We start from the raw sequence: 15266 nt of genomic DNA, 5'->3' as shown, positions 1-15266 counted from the left end.
CTCCTAAGCCATTGTATAGACAGGAAATGGATATCCGTACATTGATCGTAGTGGCAGCGCTCTGTGCGCTGTCAGGCTGTGTCACAGAGACCACTTACGCTGGCCAGAATTCGACCCAGCGTGAAGTGGGCCCCGACCTCAAGGCCGCCGCCCAGACTCGTCTCGATCTGGGTATCCAGTATCTGCGCCAGGGCAATGCCGAGCAGGCCAAATTCAATCTCGACCGAGCCCTTCAGTACGATCCCAACAATCCTCAGGTCTACATCGGTTTTGCCTATTTCTACCAGCAGGTGTCGGATTTCAAGGCCGCCGAGGCGAGCTACAAGAAAGCGCTGGCCATGGATCCGTCCAATGCTGACGCGATGAACAACTATGGCGCCTTCCTCTGCAACCGTGGCCGCTTCGACGAAGCGGAAAAGGCGTTCTTGCAGGCCGTCAGCCAGCCCGATTACGTGAAGATCGCCGATACCTACGAGAATGCGGCGCTCTGCTCGATGCAAAATCACAGAAATGACAAGGCCAGCGAGTATTATCGTCTGGCCTTGGGGTATAATCCCCGCAATCCTAGGTTATTGCTGGACATGGCCGAGCTTTCCATGAAAGATGGCAAGCTTCCTGATGTCCAGTCTTACCTCGCGCGCTTTGCCGATGTGGCAGAGGAGAACGAGGAGAGCCTCTGGCTCCGGCTGCGGCTGGCCCAGGCCATGGACAAACCGGCATTACTTCACCAATTCGGGACTGAGCTGGTAAGGCAATATCCCACTTCGCAACAAGCCAAGCGTTACTTAGCCAATGACTACTGAACAGCCACACGATTTCCAAGACGACTCCCAGGCAGCGGGCCCAGGCCAGCTGCTGCGCAACGCCCGTGAACAGCTCGGCTGGACCCGGGAACAGGTTGCGTCCCGCATTCACCTTCGTCTGACCCTGATCGCCGCCATCGAAGCGGATACCTATGACAAGCACACGTCCCATACCTTCATTCGTGGCTATCTGCGGGCCTATGCCAAGCTCGTGGGCATCCCCGAGGAGACCATCCTCGCCGCCTACGAAAAGCTGGGACTGACTCCCCCCGACAACATCGACATGCAGAGCTTCTCCCGTCGCTCCCGCCAGCAGGCCAATGACAGCCGGCTCAAGGTAGTGACCTGGCTGGTGATTCTGGTGCTGATCGGGCTCTCCGTCGCCTGGTGGTGGCAGAGCACGGCGCGCCGCTCTGCCGGTGACGACGCCCTGGCGGCGACCGAGATGAGCGCGACCGTCAATACGCCGGAAGCGAATGTTGCCCCCGCCGTGGAGGTCACCGAGCCCGTGCTGCCCGCAGCGTCCGATGCCGTGTCCACCCAGGTTGTGGTGAGCGGTGCCACCGCGACCCTGCCTGTGGTCGCTACGGATGCCAGCGCAGCCGTCCCGACGGACGTTTCCGGTGCGGTCTCGACTGCCGAGAGCACGACCACCGAGCCCGCCAAGGCGCCCCAGCTCAAGATGAGCTTCACCGCCGATTGCTGGCTGGACGTCAAGGATGCCAACGGCAAGACCCTGTTCAGCGGTCTGAAGAAGGCGAACGACGAACTGGTACTGGAAGGACCCGAGCCACTCAGATTCATCATTGGCGCGCCCATGGCGGTCAATCTCGAATATCAGGGCAAGTCCTTCGACATGAGCCGTTACAACAACGGCCGGACTGCCCGCTTCTCACTGCCGCAGGAGTAATCAGTCCGCCATGTCTGTTCACGAAAAGCCCGCACACGAATCACCCATCGTTCGTCGCAAATCCAGACAGATCATGGTCGGCAACGTGCCGGTTGGGGGCGATGCCCCCATCACGGTACAGACCATGACCAACACCAAGACCACGGACGTGGCCGCTACCGTCGAGCAGATCCAGCGGATCGAGCGGGTCGGCGCCGACATCGTCCGGGTCTCCGTCCCCACCATGGAGGCGGCGGAAGCGTTCAAGCTCATCAAGCAGCAGACCCGCATCCCCATCGTGGCCGACATCCACTTCGACTACCGCATCGCCCTCAAAGTGGCTGAGTACGGGGCCGACTGCCTGCGCATCAACCCGGGCAACATCGGCAACGAAGAGCGGGTGCGTGCGGTGGTGGATTGCGCCCGTCACTACAACATCCCCATCCGGATCGGCGTCAACGGCGGTTCCCTTGAGCGTGATCTCCAGGAGAAATACGGCGAGCCGACCCCGGAGGCGCTGCTGGAGTCCGCCATGCGCCACGTGGATTACCTGGATCGCCTCGACTTCCAGAACTTCAAGGTGAGCGTCAAGGCGTCCGATGTCTTCCTGGCGGTCGGTGCCTATCGCCTGCTGGCCAAGCAGATTGATCAGCCTCTGCATCTGGGCATCACGGAAGCGGGCGGTTTTCGCGCCGGCGCGGTCAAGTCCGCCATCGGCCTTGGCATGTTGCTGAGCGAAGGGATTGGCGACACCCTGCGCATCTCCCTGGCCGCCGATCCGGTGGAAGAGGTGAAGGTGGGCTTCGACATCCTCAAATCCCTGCGCATCCGTTCCCGCGGCATCAACTTCATCGCCTGTCCCTCCTGCTCCCGTCAGGAGTTCGACGTCATCGGCACGGTCAACGCCCTGGAAGAGCGGCTCGAAGACATCATCACCCCGATGGATGTCTCCATCATCGGCTGTGTGGTGAACGGTCCGGGGGAGGCGTTGGTCTCCGATCTCGGCCTTGCGGGCGCCGCCAACAAGAGTGCCTTCTACGAGGGGGGCCAGCGGGTCGACCGGCTCGACAACAAGGATTTGATCCCGACCCTGGAGCGTCGCATCCGTGCCCGGGCTGCCATGCTGGATCCGGCCAACCAGATCCAGGTGGACAAAGGTTGAACGATGACGGGGCCACCTGGGGTGGCCCCGGCTTTAGGTTGTTGATTTTACATCCCGCATCCGGGCACCCGATTTTACCTCGGGGTCGAAAATCCCTATAATGCGGCCAAATTTTACCTCTTTTTCTCGAGTATCAACGTGGCAAAACAGATCCAAGCTATTCGCGGTATGAATGATTGCCTGCCGGAGCAGAGCCCGGTATGGCAGAAAGTAGAACAGATCCTGCGCCAGGTCGTTGCCAGCTATGGCTACAGCGAAGTGCGCATGCCCATCGTCGAGCAGACCCATCTGTTCAAGCGTGCCATCGGTGAAGTGACCGATGTGGTCGAAAAAGAGATGTACACCTTTGAAGACCGCAACGGCGACAGCCTGAGCCTGCGTCCGGAGGGGACCGCCAGTTGCGTGCGTGCCGGCATCGAGCACGGTCTGCTTTACAACCAGGAACGCCGGATGTGGTACATGGGCCCCATGTTCCGTCACGAGCGTCCCCAGAAAGGTCGCTATCGCCAGTTCCACCAGTTCGGGGTCGAGCTGTTCGGCATCAACGGGCCGGACATCGATGCCGAGCTCATCATGCTGACTCACCGCCTGTGGCGTCTGTTCGGCATCAGCGATCACGTCACCTTGCAGCTCAACACCCTCGGCCAGAGCAGCGAACGTGCTGCCTATCGCGATGCCCTGGTCGCCTATCTGGAACAGTACAAGAGCGAGCTGGACGAAGAGAGCCAGCGCCGCATGTACAGCAACCCCCTGCGGGTGCTCGACTCCAAGGACGAGAAAGTGCAGGCCATCCTGGCAGGTGCCCCCCGTCTGTTCGACCACCTGGGCGAAGAGAGCCTGGCTCACTTTGAAGGGCTCAAGCGCCTGCTCACGGTGGCCGGCATCCAGTTCGAGGTGAACGAGCGTCTGGTGCGCGGCCTCGACTACTACAACCTGACCGTGTTCGAGTGGGTGACCAACAGCCTGGGGGCCCAGGGCACTGTCTGTGCCGGTGGTCGCTACGACGGCCTGGTGGAGCAGCTCGGTGGCCAGCCGACCCCGGCGGTGGGTTTCGCCATGGGCATGGAGCGTCTGGTGCTGATGCTTGAAACCCTCGAACTCAATGCTGACATCCGCCCGGCGGTGGATGTCTATCTCTGCATGGTGGGTGAGGGGACCGAGCAGGCTGGTTTTGCCCTGGCAGAGCGCCTGCGCGATGCCCTGCCGGACTTGCGCCTCATGAGCCACTGCGGCGGCGGCAACTTCAAGAAACAACTCAAGCGTGCCGACAAGAGCGGCGCGGCCATTGCCCTGATCCTTGGGGAGACCGAGGTGCAAAGCGGGGAGATCACCATCAAATATCTGCGTGGCCAGGCCGAGCAACAGACCGTCTCGGTCGATGCCGCCATCGCCCTGCTGGCAGCGAAAGGAGAGTAAGCTGTGGAAGTGTATACCACTGAAGAACAACAGGTTGAGGTCATCAAGAACTGGTGGAAAGAGAACGGCACCTCGGTGATCGCCGGGACCGTGATCGGTCTGGTCGGCCTCTTTGGCTGGCGCTACTACAACGAGATGCAGCAGAACAACCAGGAAGCCGCCTCCCAGGCTTACAACGAGATGACCGCCCAGCTCGCCAAGGGGGACGACGCCGCCCTGGAGCAGGCAAAGAGCTTCATTACCGCTCACAAGGGTGACGCCTATGCCGAGCTGGCTGCCCTGCAACTGGCCGCGGCCGCCGTCAAGGCGGGCAAGCTGGATCTGGCTGCCGAGCAGCTGACCCTGGTGGCCGCCAGTGGCGATGACAGCATCAAGCCCATCGCCGCCCTGCGTCTGGCACGGGTCCTGAGCGATCAGGGCAAGGCTGACGAGGCCCTGGCCCAGCTTGGCAAGATCAACAACGACGCCTTCAAGGCCCAGGTGGCGGAAGTGCGCGGCGATATCCTGCAAAAGCAGGGCAAGGCCGAAGAAGCGCGCGATGCCTATCAGGCAGCGGCGGATGCCGGCGGCCTGCAGAGCAGCGCCGAACTCAAGCTGAAGATGGATGATCTGGCGCTGCCAGCCGTCACTGCGGGCGAGGCTCCGGATGCGTAATCTGTACAAGCGAATGGCGCTGGGGGTGGCTGTCTCCTTCGCCTTGCAGGGCTGCTCCCTGTTCAGTTCGGAAGAAGATCTCAACCCCATGGCACCCCTGCCCAAGGTCGAGTCCGCGTTCACTGCCGATACCGCATGGTCCTCCTCGGTCGGGGATGGCATCGGCGACTTCTACTCCCAGCTCAAGCCGGTGGTGGAAGAGGACCGCATCTATGCAGCGGCCCGCGATGGCGATGTGACCGCCTTCGAGCGCGAGAGCGGCAAGGAGCTGTGGAGCGTGGATCTGGCAGATCTGCCCATCAACGCCGACAAGCGCAGTGCCCGTCTCTCCGGTGGTCTGGTCTCTCGCTACGGCAAGCTGTTCCTCGGGTCCGAAAACGGGGTGGTCTACGCCCTGAACGAGGCCAACGGCGAAGTGCTGTGGCAGACCACGGTACCTGGGGAAGTGGTGGCGAGCCCCGCCGTCGAGGATGGCCGCGTGGTGGTGCTGACCACCTCCGGTCGCCTGGTGGCGCTCGATACCGATGAGGGCAAGCTGCAGTGGACCCTGTCCGAAGAGCAGCCGCCCCTGACCCTGCGCAGTGCCGGCGCCCCCATCATCACCAACGGTGCCGTCATCTATGGCCGCGCCGATGGCAAGGTGGGCATCGCCCTGCTGAGCAACGGCCAGCCTGTGCGTCAATCCAAGGTGGCTGACCCGCGCGGCGCCACCGAACTGGATCGGATGGTGGACGTCGATGCCAGCCCGCTGATTGCCGGTGATGAGCTCTACGCCATCGCCTACAACGGCCAGTTGATGGCGCGCAAGCTGATGAGCGGCGACGAAGTGTGGAAGCGCAAGTATTCCGGTTATCGCGACATGGCGGTGACCGGCAATGCCATCGTGCTGACCGACAGCCGCAGCCATCTGTTTGCGGTCGATCGTCGCAACGGTCTCGAGCTGTGGTCCAACACCCAGCTGGAAAACCGCACCGTGACCGCCCCCGTCATCCTGGGTGACTATGTGGTGGTCGGCGATGTGGAAGGTTACCTGTATTGGCTGGACCGTACCGACGGGACCATCAAGGCCATGCAGCAGCTCGACAGCAGTGGTCTCTATGCCGCTCCGCTGGTGGAGGGTGACACCCTGTATGTGCAGAGCCGTGACGGCAAGTTGTACGCCCTCAAGCGTCCTTGATCGTCCGATAATGTGAATATCCGGCTCCTGGTCTTCGGACCCGGAGCCTTTGTCGTCTTGAGAATGAGGCTTTTATGACTCCTGTAGTTGCCCTGGTGGGCCGCCCCAACGTGGGGAAATCCACCCTGTTTAACCGCCTGACCCGTACCCGGGATGCCCTGGTTGCCGACTTCCCCGGCCTGACCCGGGACCGCAAATATGGCCAGGCGAAGCTGGGCGAGCTGGAATTTATCGTGGTCGATACCGGCGGTATCGATGGCACCGAGGAGGGGATCGAGCTGAAGATGGCCGAGCAGTCCCTGCTGGCCATCGAAGAGGCCGATGTGGTGCTCTTCATGGTGGATGCCCGTGCCGGTCTCACCGCGGCGGATCAGGCCATCGCCGAGCACCTGCGCAAGACCCACAAGAAGGTGTTTCTGGTGGCCAACAAGACCGACGGCATCGACGGTGACTCCGCGGTGTCCGAGTTCTACGGTCTGGCCCTGGGCGAGGTCTACCAGATGGCGGCCGCCCACGGCCGTGGCGTACTGAGCCTGCTGGAGCTGGCCCTGGCCCCTCACCTCGAGACCCTGGTCGGCTCTGCCACCGAGGCACAAGAGGAAGAGGAGCTGGAGGAGTTCGACGAAGAGGCCCTGCTGCGCATGGTGGCCGCCGGTGAGCTCGACACCCGGGAAGACACCAAGGAGACGCCGTTCGCCGACCTGCCCATCAAATTTGCTATCGTCGGTCGCCCCAACGTTGGCAAATCCACCCTGACCAACCGCATGCTGGGTGAAGATCGGGTCATCGTCTACGACATGCCGGGTACCACCCGCGACTCCGTCTACATCCCCATGGAGCGCGACGATCAGAAATACGTGGTCATCGACACCGCCGGCGTGCGTCGCCGTGGCAAGGTGCACGAGACGGTGGAGAAGTTCTCCGTCATCAAGACGCTCAAGGCGATTGAAGATGCCAACGTCTGCCTGCTGGTCATTGACGCCCGGGAGACCATCACGGATCAGGACTTGAGCATCCTCGGCTTCGTGCTCAACAGCGGCCGCTCCGTGGTACTGGTGGTCAACAAGTGGGACGGCCTGGATCAGAAGGTGAAAGAGGACGTCAAGAACGAGCTGGACAGACGTCTGGGCTTCATCGACTTCGCCCGGGTGCACTTCATCTCCGCCCTGCACGGCAGTGGCGTCGGTCACCTGTTCGAATCCATCAACGAGGCTTACGAGTCCGCGACTCGCCGCACCAGCACCGCCATGCTGACCCGCATCATGCAGATGGCCCAGGAAGATCACCAGCCGCCCATGGTGAACGGTCGCCGGGTCAAGCTGAAGTATGCCCACGCCGGTGGCTACAACCCGCCGCGCATCGTGATCCACGGCAACCAGTTGAACGACCTGCCTGACTCCTACAAGCGCTACCTCATCAACTACTTCCGCAAGTCGTTGAAGATCATGGGGACCCCGATCCGGGTGGAGTTCCAGGAGTCGGTCAACCCGTTCGAGGGCAAGAAGAACACCCTGACCCTGAGCCAGGAACGCCAGCGCAAGCGCCTGCTCAAGGCCAAAGCGAAGAAATAAAGCCCTGCGGCTGCCCTTCCCGGCAGCCGTTTTTCTTGGTGGCCCTCCTCAGGGCAGACAAACCGGGAGAGGGGCTGCGAGTGACGCCGGTGCACAGTGACGTAAAGAGGAGTCGAGAAGAGAATGAACACGCTGACCTGCCCTGCCTGTCAGGGCGAACTGGACAGCCGCAGCCGAGAGACGACGTGTGGCCAATGTCAGGCCCGTTATCGCATCCGGACCCTGTGTCCTGCCTGCGGGCAGGAGCTGGAGCGGCTTCGGGCTTGCGGCGCGGTGGATTATTTTTGCAACCACTGCAACACCCTGGTCTCCAAGCGCACCGTTCTGTTTGAAGCGCAGCCTGACAAGGCATAAAAAAACCCGGCTGATGCCGGGTTTATACTGTGTGCTCCGCTATCAGCAGCGTGAAGGAGCGGTTTCTGTGCCAGATCTTGCGTTTCATGTCGGCTAGCTTGAGCTTGCGTCTCGGGCTCCAGGCACATTTGGTTTTTCGGGCCAACATGGCTCTTCTGCGTGCTCGCATCCTGTTCTCCTCCCTGGTCTTGCGTGGGGCCGAAGGGCCCTTGGCAGGAACTGCAACGCAATGAATACATTGCAATAAGTTCGCTCCAGCGCCCCTCGTATACCCAAGGATGGTAACAGAGAACAGGGCAGGAAAACACACCCCCGGCGAGGCTAGGGGGTGATGATCTGTTTGACCACTTCGGCGATGATGGCCGGACGCTGTGCCGGCACGTCCGGCTCGCTGCTGTCGTCCTCGTCCAGCTCCTCGCGACGATGGGCCTTCTGCTGTTCGTTGTCGAGCCAGAGCAGGCTCTGGTAGTACTGGCGCACGTTGTTGACATAGTTGCGCGCCTCGCCGCCACGGGCATAGCCATAGCGCACCTTGCGATGCCAGCGTGACTGCTGCAACAGGGGCAGCACCTCTTTCACGTCGCTCCAGGCGTCCGGGTTCTTGCCCAGCTCCTTGGTCAGGCGGCGGGCATCCATCATGTGGCCGTAGCCGATGTTGTAGGCGGTGAGGGCAAACCACACTTTCTCGTCCGCCGGGACCGAGTCGGGCACCTTCGCCATCATCTCCTGCAGGTAGCGGGCGCCCCCTTTGATGCTCTCTTCCGGGTGGGTGCGATCGTTTACCCCCATCGCCTTGGCGGTCGGGCCGGTGAGCATCATCATGCCGCGCACCCCGGTGTAGGAGCGTGCCTGGGGATCCCAGTGGGATTCCTGATAGCTGATGGCGGCCAGCAGCCGCCAGTCGATATCCTTGGCGTGGGTCTGGAACAGCGCCTGGTACTTGGGCAGCAGGCTCTTGGCCCGTTGCAGGAAGGTACGGGTGTCGACGAAGTCGAAGTTCTGCACGTGGCCGAAGTACTTCTCGTCGAGCTTGGCGATGGCGCCATCCATGAAGCGCTGACCGAAGAAGTCGATGATGCTGGCGTAGAGGCTGTCGTCGGGCAGCTTGGTCATGGCCCAGGCCACGGTCTGCTTGCTGGCGAGGGTCAAGCCCTCGGTGAGTTCGGGGTAGTAGCGCTGGGTACGGGCCAGTATGGTGTCCTGCACCACCGTGTAGTCCACCTTGCCGTCGGCCACCTGCTTGAGCAGCTCTTCCACGTCCGCATCCCGATTGGTGCTCCACTTCAGGTTGGGGTACTGCTTGGCCAGCTCCTTCATCAGGTCCTCGCCGGTGGAGCCCGCCGGCACCACTATGCTGCCCTTGATGTCACCGAGGTTCTTGGGCCTGGGGGAGCCGTTGCGATAGACCAGCTTGGGGGAGACCTGGTAGAAGCCGGGGCCGAAGCGGAACAGCTTGCGCCGCTCCGTGGTCACGACGATGGCGGCGGCGGCGAGATCCAGCTTGCCCTTTTGCAGTTGCTCGACCAGCTCGGCGGTGCTGTAGGCCGGTACTATGGTCAGCTTGACCCCCAGCCAGTCGGCGTAAAGCTGCGCCAGCTCGTAGTCGAACCCCAGTGCGGTGTCGTCACGCTGGTAATAGGAAGTGGGGCCATAGAGGGTGCCAACCCGGATCTCGCCTCGCTGGCGGATCTGCTCCAGTTGGCTGGAGGGGTGGTAGAAGTCGCAACCGGCCAGGGCCAGCGTCAACATCATCCCGATGAACAGTCGAAAAATGCAGCGCAAGTAGGTGAGTACCCTTGTTGAAAAAATCGGCATTTGTCAAAAAAGAGGCACCTTTATACCAGAGAGTATGAAGGGAGTCACACCGCGCGAGATGAGAAAAACGTTTGTTCAGGATGGGCCTGATCCCTATAATACGCGCGTCTCAAATCCCCCCACACTCTAAAACTTGGTGAGAAAGGTATATGGAAATCTTGCGTGGTGCCCCAGCACTGTCTGAGTTTCGTGTCCACAAGCTGCTGCAGAGCTGCGCACAGAGAGGAGTAGAGATAGCAAGCGTCTATGCGGAATACGTGCATTTTGCCGAGCTGACGAGCCCGCTGTCGCCCCCCGAGCGAGCGACCTTGGGCCAGCTTCTGCGCTACGGCCCGACCATCCCGGAACACACCCCCAGCGGTCAGCTGTTCCTCGTTACCCCCCGCCCCGGCACTATCTCCCCCTGGTCTTCCAAAGCAACCGACATCGCCCATAACTGCGGCCTGAAACAGGTCAAGCGGCTGGAGCGCGGCATTGCCTATTACGTGCAGGCCAAGGGTGAGCTGAGCGTGGCCCAGCGTAGCGAGATCGCGGCCCTGCTGCACGATCGCATGATGGAAGTGGTCTTTGCCGAGATGAACGAGGCCGCCGCCCTGTTTGCTCACCACGAGCCGCGCCCCTTTACCCAGGTAGATGTGCTGGGTGGTGGTCGCGCCGCCCTGGCAGAGGCCAACGTGACCCTGGGTCTGGCCCTGGCCGATGACGAAATAGATTACCTGGTGACCAACTTCACCCGGCTGGGTCGCAATCCCAACGACATCGAGCTCTACATGTTTGCCCAGGCGAACTCCGAGCACTGCCGTCACAAGATCTTCAACGCTGACTGGACCATCGACGGCGAGCAGCAGCCCAAGTCGCTGTTCAAGATGATCAAGAACACCTTCGAGCAGACGCCGGATCATGTCCTGTCTGCCTACAAAGACAACGCCGCGGTGATGGAAGGCAGCCAGGGTGGCCGCTTCTTCCCGAGCCCCGCCAACGGTGAGTACCAGTATCACCAGGAGCGCGTCGATATCCTGATGAAGGTGGAGACCCACAACCACCCGACCGCCATCTCTCCCTTCCCGGGTGCCGCCACCGGCTCCGGCGGCGAAATCCGCGACGAGGGTGCGACAGGCCGTGGCGCCAAGCCCAAGGCGGGCCTGGTGGGCTTCTCCGTCTCCAACCTGCGCATCCCCGGTTTCGAGCAGCCCTGGGAGCAGGACTTCGGCAAGCCGAGCCGCATCGTCAGCGCCTTTGACATCATGCAGGAAGGGCCTCTTGGCGGCGCCGCCTTCAACAACGAATTCGGTCGCCCTGCCATCCTGGGTTACTTCCGTACCTTCGAAGAGCAGGTGCCGAGCCACAACGGCGTCGAGGTGCGCGGCTACCACAAGCCCATCATGCTGGCGGGCGGTATCGGCAACATCCGCAGCGAGCACGTCCAGAAAGGGGAGATCCCGGTGGGGGCGGCCCTCATCGTGCTGGGTGGTCCGGCCATGAACATCGGCCTGGGTGGCGGCGCAGCCTCCTCCATGGCTTCCGGTCAGTCTGCCGAAGATCTCGACTTCGCCTCCGTGCAGCGTGACAACCCCGAGATGGAGCGTCGTTGCCAGGAAGTGATCGACCGCTGCTGGCAACTGGGGGACGACAACCCGATTGTCTTCATCCACGATGTGGGCGCCGGTGGTCTCTCCAACGCCATGCCGGAGCTGGTGAGCGACGGGGATCGCGGTGGTCGCTTCGACCTGCGTGCCATTCCGAACGACGAGCCGGGCATGAGCCCGCTGGAAGTCTGGTGCAACGAATCCCAGGAGCGCTATGTGCTGGCCGTGGCCCAGGACAAGCTGCCTCTGTTCAAGGCCTTGTGCGAGCGCGAACGCGCCCCCTATGCCGTCATCGGCACCGCCACCGAAGAGAAGCATCTCACTCTCTCTGATGATCACTTTGACAACCAGCCCATCGATCTGCCGCTGGACGTGCTGCTTGGCAAGGCGCCCAAGATGCACCGCGACGTGCAGAGCCTGCCTGCCCAGGGCAAGGCGCTGCAACTGGACGGCATCACCCTCGGCGACGCCGCAGAGCGCGTGCTGCGCCTGCCGACCGTGGCGGAGAAGTCCTTCCTCATCACCATCGGCGATCGCACCGTAACGGGCCTCGTCAACCGCGACCAGATGGTCGGCCCCTGGCAGATCCCGGTGGCTGACTGCGCCGTCACCGCCGCGACCTACGACAGCTACCACGGTGAAGCCATGTCCATGGGCGAGCGCACCCCGGTGGCGCTGCTCTCTCATGCCGCCTCCGCCCGCATGGCGGTGGCCGAGGCCTTGACCAACCTGGCACCGGCCAATATCGGCTCCCTCAAGCGGGTCAAGCTCTCCGCCAACTGGATGTCCGCCGCCGGTCACCCGGGGGAAGATGCGGGTCTCTACGAGGCGGTGAAGGCGGTGGGCGAGGAGCTCTGCCCGGCCCTTGGCATCACCATCCCGGTGGGCAAGGACTCCATGTCCATGAAGACCCGCTGGCAGCAGGACGGCGAGGAGCGCAGCGTCACCTCGCCGCTCTCCCTGCTCATCTCCGCCTTTGCCCGGGTCGAGGACGTACGCAATACCGTGACCCCGCAACTGCGCACCGATCTCGGTGAGACCGACCTTATCCTCATCGACCTTGGCAACGGCAAGCAGCGCCTCGGCGCCTCGGCCCTGGCCCAGGTTTACCGCCAGCTTGGGCAAAGTGCCCCGGATCTGGACAACCCGGTCCAGCTCAAGGGCTTCTTCAACGCCATCCAGGCGCTGGTGGCGGATCGCAAGCTGATTGCCTACCACGACCGCTCCGACGGCGGCCTCTTCGTCACCCTGACCGAGATGGCGTTTGCCGGTCACTGCGGCCTCGATATCCAGCTCGATCGCGTGGGTGGCGACCTGCTGCCGGCCCTGTTCAACGAGGAGCTGGGGGCCGTCATCCAGGTTCGTCGCGAAGACAAGGAAGCGGTGCTGACCCTGCTGGCCGGTCACGGTCTGGCAGCCTGCTCCCATGTGCTGGGCACGGTGCGCGAAGACGACCTCATCCTGTTCCAGCGTGCCGGCAGCGAGGTGTATCGCGCCAGCCGCACCGCCCTTCGCACCATCTGGGGCGAGACCAGCTGGCAGATGCAGCGCCTGCGTGACAACCCGGAGTGCGCCGATCAGGAGCATGCCGCCCGCCAGGACGCCACCGATCCGGGTTTGCAGGCCAGGCTCACCTACAACCCGTCCGACGACGTGGCCGCGCCCTATATCGCTCGCGGGGTTTCTCCCCGTCTGGCGGTGCTGCGCGAGCAGGGGGTCAACTCCCACGTGGAGATGGCGGCCGCCTTTGACCGCGCCGGCTTCACCGCTGTCGACGTGCACATGAGCGACATCCTCGAGGGGCGCATCAAGCTGGAAGATTTCCAGACCCTGGTGGCCTGTGGCGGCTTCTCCTACGGCGACGTGCTGGGGGCGGGGGAAGGCTGGGCCAAGTCCATCCTGTTCAACGACAATGCCCGCGAGCAGTTCCAGCGCTTCTTCGAGCGTGGTGATACCTTGTCGCTGGGCGTGTGCAACGGTTGCCAGATGATGTCCAACCTGCGTGACCTCATCCCGGGGGCCGATCTGTGGCCGCGTTTCGTGCGCAACCGCTCCGAGCGTTTCGAGGCGCGCTTCAGCCTGGTGGAAGTGCAGGAGTCCCCCTCCGCCTTCTTCGCCGGCATGGCGGGCTCCGTGATGCCGATTGCCGTCTCCCACGGGGAAGGGCGGGTGGAGGTGCGCGACGCCGCTCACCTTGCCGCGCTGCAACAGAGCGGTCTGGTGGGGCTGCGTTTCGTGGACAACCGCGGCAACGTCACCGTGCAATACCCGGCCAACCCCAACGGCTCCCCTGACGGTATCACCGCGGTGACCAGTGCGGACGGCCGCGCCACCATCATGATGCCGCACCCGGAGCGGGTGTTCCGCACCGTGGCCAACTCCTGGCACCCGGACAACTGGGGCGAGGATGGCGCCTGGATGCGCATGTTCCGCAATGCTCGGGTTCGCCTGGGTTAATCCCGCGCGTACTTGAGCTCCGAATCAGAACCGGCCCCCGTGGCCGGTTTTTTTATGGGCGAGTGAGTTGTCGATGCTGAAAGCGTCGAAGAACTGTGGCCCATAGAGCACTGACAGGAATAAGGGACTCCAATTACTTGGTAAAGTATCCCTTCCGAATTACACAGGGAAAATCGATACATAACAGGACCTTGGAAGGAGCTTTAAATGGAATCGCCACTTAAGGTTTTGTGCATTTATAGGGATGAACAATGAGCTGCGACGCGCTACTCTTCATCACGAGCACAGTATCTTTGACGATCCTTAATAGACTGTTTTTCAATGTGCTGTTAAGGAGAACGCTGGCAGATATGTCCATTAACCCGAGCACAGGACCTTAATATGCGCGCAATGAAAATAATGCCAATCGCACTTCTTGCTTTATGTATGTGCTCACTAGTAGCCTGTTCCGGGCTATCGGGTGATCCGTATTTCAGCTCAAAGCAAAAAAGTATCGAGGTCAATGGATGTGAGTTTGAAGCTATTATATATGTCTATTCCATAGAGACGAGCATCCCCCCGATTGAACACAAATACACTGCATGGTCTGGGTCTTGCCAAGATGGGCATATGATAGGGCCGGGTTATCTCGACGTCAGCATGGGGAAATTCAAGCGGAGAGAATTTTCAGTTTTCAAACCAGGAAAGCCACGCCCCTATTTCATCACGTTGTCTAAGTTGATTACTCATGATGGCAAGAACTTTGTTGAGGGAAAAGACTACGCTCAATATACAAAGCAATTTATCAGCTCATTCAGGGGGCTCGGCTCAGATGATAGATTTGAGCTGCCACTTACCGAGGCAGAATGCCTGGCGATCGACGATTGCAAGGTTGTTCACGATGCATATTTTGCCACGATTAGCGACGAACAGAAAAGTTTTGCTAAGGAAGGTGCGAATAAGCGGGGAAATTCTTCTCGGCTGACTCAGTCATTTCATTTTTTCAGTTTGAGCCGATCTTTTCTCCCGTAAATGCCTTGAATCAGCCTATTTAGACCGTTTCTTCGCCATTTAAGGCGTTATTCCCAGTTTTTAGTGAGATCTCTCCCACTGACGTATCATTTGGTCCGCCCGAAACAGGTTGGCCAGCGTGAATAACATCGCCAGTTGGTTATCGTTTTTCAGCAACCCCTTGTATCTGGCTTTCACGAAGCCGAACTGTCGCTTGATGATGCGAAATGGGTGCTCCACCTTGGCCCCAGGGCGGGATCGCACTTTGTTAATGAAATTTGAACAGGCAGATCGTCTGTGATCTAATCGCGTCTCCATGCAGGAGGCACGCGCTATGACGTTGATTGAACACCTTACCCTTGTCGAAGAAACTCGCTCTGAGATCAATCGTA

General features: G+C 61.3%; 11 protein-coding genes and 1 pseudogene. 10 read left to right on the top strand and 2 right to left on the bottom strand.

Annotation, left to right across the window (positions count from 1 at the left end):
* Window positions 1-11: 11 nt before the first annotated feature.
* The 8 genes from tapF (at window position 12) to J9889_RS03740 (ending at window position 8026) form a co-directional block, all read left to right on the top strand.
* Window positions 12-803, top strand: coding sequence for a PilW family type IVa pilus biogenesis/stability lipoprotein TapF (gene tapF, locus J9889_RS03775; protein WP_210555988.1), 792 nt, complete (start codon window positions 12-14; stop codon window positions 801-803).
* Window positions 793-1713, top strand: coding sequence for a RodZ domain-containing protein (locus J9889_RS03770; RefSeq protein WP_210555987.1), 921 nt, complete (start codon window positions 793-795; stop codon window positions 1711-1713). The genes tapF and J9889_RS03770 overlap by 11 nt, the downstream gene beginning before the upstream one ends.
* 10 nt (window positions 1714-1723) lie before the next feature.
* Window positions 1724-2854, top strand: a complete 1131-nt coding sequence (gene ispG, locus J9889_RS03765; protein ID WP_010675049.1) for a flavodoxin-dependent (E)-4-hydroxy-3-methylbut-2-enyl-diphosphate synthase — start codon at window positions 1724-1726, stop codon at window positions 2852-2854.
* A gap of 138 nt (window positions 2855-2992) precedes the next feature.
* Complete coding sequence (gene hisS / locus J9889_RS03760; protein WP_210555986.1) at window positions 2993-4270, top strand: histidine--tRNA ligase; 1278 nt, start codon at window positions 2993-2995, stop codon at window positions 4268-4270.
* Between the two features lie 3 nt (window positions 4271-4273).
* Window positions 4274-4924, top strand: coding sequence for a tetratricopeptide repeat protein (locus tag J9889_RS03755; RefSeq protein ID WP_042863977.1), 651 nt, complete (start codon window positions 4274-4276; stop codon window positions 4922-4924).
* Window positions 4917-6101: an outer membrane protein assembly factor BamB gene (bamB, locus tag J9889_RS03750; protein WP_029314685.1), complete on the top strand. Its 1185-nt coding sequence runs from the start codon at window positions 4917-4919 to the stop codon at window positions 6099-6101. The genes J9889_RS03755 and bamB overlap by 8 nt, the downstream gene beginning before the upstream one ends.
* 74 nt (window positions 6102-6175) lie before the next feature.
* Window positions 6176-7672, top strand: a complete 1497-nt coding sequence (gene der / locus J9889_RS03745) for a ribosome biogenesis GTPase Der (RefSeq protein WP_010675045.1) — start codon at window positions 6176-6178, stop codon at window positions 7670-7672.
* A 123-nt stretch (window positions 7673-7795) separates the two neighbouring features.
* Window positions 7796-8026: a zinc ribbon domain-containing protein gene (locus J9889_RS03740; RefSeq protein WP_109112008.1), complete on the top strand. Its 231-nt coding sequence runs from the start codon at window positions 7796-7798 to the stop codon at window positions 8024-8026.
* Window positions 8027-8347: 321 nt separating this feature from the next.
* Here the strand turns inward: J9889_RS03740 and mltF are convergent, their stop codons facing one another.
* Window positions 8348-9841, bottom strand: coding sequence for a membrane-bound lytic murein transglycosylase MltF (gene mltF, locus J9889_RS03735; RefSeq protein ID WP_210555985.1), 1494 nt, complete (start codon window positions 9839-9841; stop codon window positions 8348-8350).
* Between the two features lie 149 nt (window positions 9842-9990).
* On the opposite strand from mltF, the gene purL reads away from it, so the two are divergent.
* Both purL and J9889_RS03725 read left to right on the top strand, forming a co-directional pair.
* A complete protein-coding gene (gene purL, locus J9889_RS03730; RefSeq protein ID WP_210555984.1) occupies window positions 9991-13884 on the top strand; it encodes a phosphoribosylformylglycinamidine synthase in 3894 nt (1297 codons plus the stop codon).
* Between the two features lie 381 nt (window positions 13885-14265).
* Complete coding sequence (locus J9889_RS03725; protein ID WP_210555983.1) at window positions 14266-14895, top strand: hypothetical protein; 630 nt, start codon at window positions 14266-14268, stop codon at window positions 14893-14895.
* Between the two features lie 60 nt (window positions 14896-14955).
* On the opposite strand, the pseudogene J9889_RS03720 reads toward J9889_RS03725, so the two are convergent.
* Window positions 14956-15120, bottom strand: a pseudogene (locus J9889_RS03720) (transposase); the annotation flags it as partial.
* Between the last annotated feature and the right edge of the window lie 146 nt (window positions 15121-15266).

Source organism: Aeromonas sp. PrichA-15, from assembly GCF_017939245.1.
Classification (GTDB): Bacteria; Pseudomonadota; Gammaproteobacteria; order Enterobacterales; family Aeromonadaceae; genus Aeromonas; species Aeromonas caviae.
Note: the sequence above shows the minus strand (reverse complement) of the source record. Positions and strands in the feature narration are given on the sequence as shown.

Coding starts and splice junctions, on each gene's coding strand:
- J9889_RS03770 (WP_210555987.1), top strand. CDS start 793: ATGACTACTGAACAGCCACACGATTTCCAAGACGACTCCCAGGCAGCG.
- ispG (WP_010675049.1), top strand. CDS start 1,724: ATGTCTGTTCACGAAAAGCCCGCACACGAATCACCCATCGTTCGTCGC.
- bamB (WP_029314685.1), top strand. CDS start 4,917: ATGCGTAATCTGTACAAGCGAATGGCGCTGGGGGTGGCTGTCTCCTTC.
- der (WP_010675045.1), top strand. CDS start 6,176: ATGACTCCTGTAGTTGCCCTGGTGGGCCGCCCCAACGTGGGGAAATCC.
- J9889_RS03740 (WP_109112008.1), top strand. CDS start 7,796: ATGAACACGCTGACCTGCCCTGCCTGTCAGGGCGAACTGGACAGCCGC.
- mltF (WP_210555985.1), bottom strand. CDS start 9,841: ATGCCGATTTTTTCAACAAGGGTACTCACCTACTTGCGCTGCATTTTT.
- purL (WP_210555984.1), top strand. CDS start 9,991: ATGGAAATCTTGCGTGGTGCCCCAGCACTGTCTGAGTTTCGTGTCCAC.
- J9889_RS03725 (WP_210555983.1), top strand. CDS start 14,266: ATGCGCGCAATGAAAATAATGCCAATCGCACTTCTTGCTTTATGTATG.